Origin of the sequence: Nocardia sp. NPDC051900 (genome assembly GCF_044452545.1) — a bacterium.
GTDB lineage: Bacteria > Actinomycetota > Actinomycetes > Mycobacteriales > Mycobacteriaceae > Nocardia > Nocardia sichangensis.
Genome location: NZ_JBITBU010000065.1, coordinates 1 through 3,690, shown reverse-complemented (window position 1 = coordinate 3,690; position 3,690 = coordinate 1). Strand labels below are relative to the sequence as shown.

3 protein-coding genes and 1 pseudogene are annotated in these 3,690 nt (G+C 67.2%); 1 reads left to right on the top strand and 3 read right to left on the bottom strand.

Annotation, left to right across the window (positions count from 1 at the left end; genetic code table 11):
• Positions 1-387 precede the first annotated feature (387 nt).
• The 3 genes from ACIA5H_RS37660 to ACIA5H_RS37650 all read right to left on the bottom strand — a co-directional run bounded on the left by ACIA5H_RS37660 (position 388) and on the right by ACIA5H_RS37650 (position 3,116).
• Positions 388-1,287 carry a universal stress protein gene (locus tag ACIA5H_RS37660; RefSeq protein WP_397081127.1) on the bottom strand — a complete coding sequence of 300 codons (900 nt, stop codon included), beginning with the start codon at positions 1,285-1,287 and terminating at the stop codon, positions 388-390.
• A gap of 75 nt (positions 1,288-1,362) precedes the next feature.
• Positions 1,363-2,352, bottom strand: a complete 990-nt coding sequence (locus ACIA5H_RS37655; RefSeq protein WP_397081125.1) for an Acg family FMN-binding oxidoreductase — start codon at positions 2,350-2,352, stop codon at positions 1,363-1,365.
• A gap of 11 nt (positions 2,353-2,363) precedes the next feature.
• Positions 2,364-3,116 (bottom strand): SDR family NAD(P)-dependent oxidoreductase, encoded by a 753-nt coding sequence (locus ACIA5H_RS37650; RefSeq protein WP_397081123.1) that lies wholly within the window; start codon positions 3,114-3,116, stop codon positions 2,364-2,366.
• Between the two features lie 392 nt (positions 3,117-3,508).
• Between ACIA5H_RS37650 and ACIA5H_RS37645 the strand changes: the two are divergent.
• Positions 3,509-3,690, top strand: a pseudogene (locus ACIA5H_RS37645) (histidine kinase); the annotation flags it as partial.

Here is a 3,690-nt window from a genome sequence, read left to right as displayed (position 1 = left end):
CACCTGGTACGGATGGGCATCACCTCGATCTCGGTGACACCGGACGCGGTGCCCGCGGCCCGTCGGGCGATCACCGCCGCCGAACGGCGCGTGCTGCTCGAGCAGGCGCTCGCAACCCGAAATGACGCTCTCCGAACATAGCCGGGCCGCTGCCGGCCTCACACGCGATAGTCGGCGCGGCGTGTGAACCGGACAGCGAACCACTGATCGCTCGTCCACCTCCGTCCACCCCGGAATAGGGCACGCGCCCGCCCCAACCGCCGACACGCGCGTCCCGAGTCACCGATCGAGCTTTCGATGACGCAGCACGCTCAGATCGGCCGGGACAACCGCGCGGTACGGCAATCGCCCGAACCCGACAACGATATGGCCGGCCGACCACCCGCGTCACCGCTGACGTACGACGATGATCGGGCACTCCACCGAATGCAGCAAGGCCGCGCTGGTGGAACCGAGCAGCATGCCGGTGAACCCCCCGCGGCCGTGGCTGCCCACCACGAGCAGCTGAGCCTCGTCCGATTGCTCGAGCAAAGACCGAACCGGCTTGTCGCGCACCAGAACACGTCGCACCGCGACATCAGGGTAGCGTTCGCCGAACCCCGCGAGATTCTCCGCGAGCAACGCGTCCTCCCGCTCTCGCACAGTGTCCCATCCGGGCACGAGGTCGATCCCACTCGAATCGCTCCACGCGTGCAGCGCGATCAGGCCGACTTTGCGTCGCGACGCCTCTTCGAAGGCGATTTCGAGGGCGGGCACGCTGTTGGTGGTGCCGTCCACCCCCGCCAGAACGGGTTTCCCCGAGGAGAAAGGATCGGTCGCCGACGTCGAGCGCACGACCGCGACCGGACAGTGCGCGTGCCGGGTCATCGCCGTGCTCACCGATCCGAGCAACTCGCGCCGGAACGCGCCGAGACCGCGGCTGCCGACGACCAGTGTTCGCGCCAGCTGGGACCGGTCGATCAAGTCGGGGATGATCGGTGCGACGGTCAACTCGGTGCTGATCATCAGCGCCTCGCCCGCTGCTGTCGTCCTGGCCACGCGAGCGGCTTCCGCGAGTACTCGTTCGCCGTCTGTGCGCAACCACTCCACATCGGCCTCGGTGAGGGCGGCGCCCGGACCGTACCCAGGCCGCACAGGGACGGAGATGACGATGTGCAGCCGGGCACGATGCAGCGCGGCGTCGGCTGCGGCCCACGCCGCCGCGTGATACGAGATGGCCGAACCATCGACGCCGACCACGATCGGCCGATCCGTCGGTTCGGCGGTTCCGGTGGAGTGCTCCGTCATCGCGTCCTCCTTGTTCCAAGGTCGGTCACCCCGTACCGATCCCGCATCACGTCCCTCGACCTCGACCATGCAGAATCAGGGCTCCGACGAACCCAGCGGCTGCACCACCTCGGCGAGCGGACGGCGTGGGGTGGGCGGAACCGGCTCGGCGCTCGTGACCGCATAACCGGTCCGGATGATGATCTGCGGAAACCCGGTGTCGTCCAGAACATCGGCGCGAATGCGTCTCCTGGTGTCGGCCAACTCCATCGGCTCGGTCAGCGGACACGTCGCCAGCCCGAGAGTCGTCGCGGTCAACAGCACCGCACTCGCGGCCTCCCCGGCGCGCAGTTGGGACAATCGGTCGTCACTACTGGTGCTCAACAGCAGCATCCGGTCGGCCGCATCGATATCACGCACCACAGCCTCGGGCAATCCCGGGTTCGAGAAGGGACGCACCGTGGGATCGGCCTCGGTCAACACCGCGTTGCGCGCGGGCACCCCTTGCGGCGCCGCGTGCCTGCCGCTCCACTGAGCCAGTTCGGCACCATAGGAGACGTCACGGGCGTGTTGCCAGGCCGCCTGCTCGAACGCGCGTAGCAACTGGGTCCGCGCCGGTTCGGCGTCGACATCGTGCACGAGTACACCGGAGGACAGTCCGGCGTCGATCATGGCCGCGATATGCGTCGCCGGTACTTCCCATGAGCTGAAGCGGCGGCGATCCGTGCCGCGCCTGCTGATGGCGCGCGCCAACGCGATGTCCTCGGGGCTGCAGGCGATGGGACGGAACTCGATCGACGCGAGGTGCTCGGGCGCGGCCGGATTCGGTAGCCGATGGATCAGCGTCTCCCACCCCTCCGCACGTGCGGCTACTCGGAAATGATGCAAAGCCGCGCCACAACTGAGCAGCAGATCGCGTCCGTCGGGATCGGTGTGCGGCAGTCTCCGGCTCTCGTCGGCGTACAGGTGCGTCGTCTGATGTCCGAGCCGCCACAGCCATGGCTGGGTGTTGTGCACCGATGGCGCCCGAGACGCCAGCGCCAACGCGGATCGAAGTGTCTCGGGGTCGGGGTGTGTGCTCGGCATCGCTCGCCCTCTCATCGGGAGTCGTCCGGTAGGCCCAGAACCTGACCGGCGGTGGCGCCACCGTCGAGCACGAATTCCGAGCCGGTCGAGTAGGTGGCCTCGGTGACCAGGAATCGCACCATCGCGGCCACCTCCTCCGGCTGACCGAAGCGGGCCAGCGGCTGGTTCGCGGCGACGGATTCGTCCAGCGCCGCCGTCATCGGCGTGTGAACAGGGCCAGGGTGTATCGAGCACACGCGAACGTTCGCGCGCCCCAGTTCCAGCGCGGCGGCCTTGGTCAAGCCGCGCAAACCCCATTTGCTCGCGACATAGGCGCCGATACCCGCGTAGCCGATGAGCCCGGCGGTGGAGGAGATGTTGACGATGACGCCACCGCCCGCGGCCCGCAGGCGCGGCGCCGCCAGATGCATACCCAGCCAGGCGCCGTAGAGGTTGACGTCGACCACATGCCGAAACATCGCTGGAGATTCGGACTCGACGTCGCCGAAGTCGACGATTCCTGCGTTGTTGACCAACACCGCCAGCGGACCGAACTCCGCCTCGGCATCGTCGAGGACAGCGCGCCAGCCCGCCTCGTCGGTCACATCCAGCCTGCGGAAGATCACGCCCGAGCCCAGTGCCGCCGCCAGGGCAGTGCCCTCGCCTTCGAGCAGATCGCCGATGACGACTGAAATCTGCTCCTTCACCAAAGCGACTACCACGGCTGCGCCGATACCGCGCGCGCCGCCAGTGACGAGGGCGCTCCTCCCGGTGAATTCACCCATGACGATCAATCACCTTTCGCCGGTGTCGTCCGCTTTGCCGACTGTGATTCAGCATCGCGCGAACCAGCGAAGCAGGTGACGGCCGAAGGTCACCGAATGCCGGGTCCTCTGGCCATGATCGGCTCGGCTGTGCCCATCGGTCGTTCGGCGAAGTTATCGACATTGCCTCCGGCCCGCGCCACCGCGTTCCCGCTTGGAGCGTGCAGCCTGGACGGTGTCCTTCGACGAAACCACGCTCGCCTGCGACCACCGCGTCAGCCTCCGCCATCACCCGAAAACATCGGACGTCTTCCACGCGCGAGTAGGTAGAATTCTGGTGCAGTCAGGCGCGAACAGATTTGGACTCGGGAGCAGCGGGCAAATCGGTACCCGGAAGCAGTCGAGGTGACCGAATGACCGATGGCACGTCTATGAACGGCACTTATTCGGTGCGCGATACGCTTTCGCAACTGCGGCTGCGCGAACTGCTCGGCGAGGTCAAGGATCGCATCGAGCAGATCATCGATGCCCGTGACCGCATGGACGGCTTGGTCGAGGCCATGCTCACCGTCACCTCCGGCCTCGACCTCAATCG

What these genes read in the sequence shown, in the direction of transcription:
- ACIA5H_RS37650 (WP_397081123.1), bottom strand. Translation starts at nt 3,116, where the DNA reads ATGGGTGAATTCACCGGGAGGAGCGCCCTCGTCACTGGCGGCGCGCGC.
- ACIA5H_RS37655 (WP_397081125.1), bottom strand. Translation starts at nt 2,352, where the DNA reads ATGCCGAGCACACACCCCGACCCCGAGACACTTCGATCCGCGTTGGCG.
- ACIA5H_RS37660 (WP_397081127.1), bottom strand. Translation starts at nt 1,287, where the DNA reads ATGACGGAGCACTCCACCGGAACCGCCGAACCGACGGATCGGCCGATC.